This window comes from Methylobacterium sp. WL18, from assembly GCF_008040015.1.
GTDB classification, from domain to species: Bacteria; Pseudomonadota; Alphaproteobacteria; order Rhizobiales; family Beijerinckiaceae; genus Methylobacterium; species Methylobacterium mesophilicum.
The window spans coordinates 1-1,968 of record NZ_VRVD01000774.1; the positions used below are offsets into that span (position 1 = coordinate 1).

The following is a 1,968-nucleotide window of genomic DNA, read 5'->3' on the forward strand; positions in this document are numbered from 1 at the left end:
GCTCGCTGGTCGGCTGGGGGGCGCTGCGCGACAGCGACGCCGTGGCGGTCGACCGGATCCAGCCCTGGGAGATCGCCCAGCTCCCGGAGATCCTGGACATCCTCGCCCAGCAGGGCACGACCCTCGTGGTCCTCGACACCGCCGGCAGCGCGGCCGGGCTGGCGCCGGCCCTGAAGGGCGCGGATTTCGTGCTGATGCCGGTGCGGCCCTCGCGCCTCGACATCGTGGCGGCGCGCCCGACCCTCCAGTCCCTGATGGCGCTCGGCCTGCGCGGCCGGTTCGCCCTGGTGCTGAACCAGTGCCCGCCGCCGCCTTCGCCCCGCACCAGCGCCTATGCCGCGCAGTTGCGGGCGCTGGGCGTGCTGGCCGAGCCCGGCATCATCCACCGGGTCGATCACCAGGACGCCCTGGCGACCGGGCTCGGCGTCACCGAATACGCCCCCGCGAGCCCCGCCGCCGAGGAGATCCGGGCCCTGTGGGCCTGGATCGACGCGAAGATGCGGGCGTCCGACGCTCAGCCCTGAGCGAGCGCCGCGAGGATCCGCGCCCAGGAGCGCGTGCCCTTGTGGAAGCTCGTCAGGTCGTACTTCTCGTTGGGCGAGTGGATCCGGTCGTCGTCCAGGCCGAACCCGATCAGCAGCGTGTCGCGGTTCAGCAGCCGCTTGAAGTCGCCCACGATCGGGATCGAGCCGCCGGCCCCCACGGTCACGGCCGGCACGCCCCATTCCTCGGCCAGCGCCGCCTTGGCGGCCCCGAGCTGCGGCATGTCGAAGGGCAGGCTGATCGCCCGCGAGCCCTTGTAGGTGATGACCTCGACCTTGCAGTCCGCCGGCACCCGTTCGCGCACGAAGGCCTCGAACCGTTCGGCCAGCACCGTCGGGTCCTGGTCGTCCACGAGGCGGAACGAGATCTTGGCCGAGGCGGTGGAGGCGATCACGGTCTTGGTGCCCTCGCCGGTATAGCCGCCGATGATGCCGTTGGCGTCGCAGGACGGGCGCGCCTGCACCAGCTCGATCGGCATCCGCCCGCGCTCGCCGGCCGGCTCCTTCAGGCCGATCGGCCCGAGCAGCGTCTCGGGCGTCAGGCCAAGGCCGCGCCACTGCTCCAGCACCTCGGGCGGCCGCTCGTGCACGCCGTCGTAGAAGCCCGGGATCGTCACCCGCCCGTCGTCGTCGTGCAGGTCGGCGATGATCTTCGACAGCACGTGGATCGGGTTGCGGGCGGCGCCGCCGAAGAAGCCCGAATGCAGGTCGCGGTCGGCGCAGGTGACCTTCACCTCGAAATACGCGAGCCCGCGCAACGACGAGGTGATGGCCGGCGTGGTCCGGTCCCACATGCCGGTGTCGCAGACCAGCACCACGTCGCAGCCGAGCCTTTCGCGATTCTGCGCGACCCATTCGGGAAGCCCTTGCGAGCCGCTTTCTTCCGCGCCCTCGATCAGGATGGTGACGCCGCAGGGCAGCTCGCCGCTCATGGCGATGTGAGCCCGGCACGCCTCCACGAAGGTCATGACCTGGCCCTTGTCGTCCGAGGCGCCGCGCCCGACGATCGTCTTCCCGCCCTGGCCGTCGTTCGCGATGTGCGGCTCGAAGGGCGGCGTCTTCCACAGGTCGAGCGGGTCGACCGGCTGCACGTCGTAATGGCCGTAGAACAGCACGTGCGGCGCACCGGGCTTCGGCTTGGTCGCCAGCACCACCGGGTGCAGCGACGTGTCCTCCACGGAGGTCTCGAAGCCGAGCGCCGTGAGGTCCTGGGCGAGCCACGCGGCGGCGGCGCGGCAATCGCCGGCATAGGCGGGGTCGGTCGAGATCGACGGGATCCGCAGGAAGGCGAACAGCCGCTCCAGGGCGTTCTCCAGGTCCGTGTCGATGTCGTTGAGGATCGCGTCGAGCGCGGCCATCGGAGGCTCCGGGGTTTTTTCGCAGGCTGAGGGTTAGCCGAAGCGAGGCGGGGGGGGCAATGTCGGGC

At 71.4% G+C, this 1,968-nt stretch carries 2 protein-coding genes; one reads left to right on the forward strand and one right to left on the reverse strand.

What is annotated here, in order from left to right; all coding sequences use genetic code 11:
- On the forward strand, positions 1–524 hold a 524-nt coding region (locus FV228_RS28130; RefSeq protein WP_147857498.1), incomplete at its 5' end, for a ParA family protein.
- Here FV228_RS28130 and FV228_RS28135 read toward each other — a convergent pair.
- The gene (locus FV228_RS28135; RefSeq protein ID WP_147857499.1) at positions 515–1,900 is read right to left on the reverse strand and encodes a M20/M25/M40 family metallo-hydrolase; all 1,386 of its coding nucleotides are present in this window, start codon (positions 1,898–1,900) and stop codon (positions 515–517) included. The genes FV228_RS28130 and FV228_RS28135 overlap by 10 nt on opposite strands.
- Positions 1,901–1,968 lie beyond the last annotated feature (68 nt).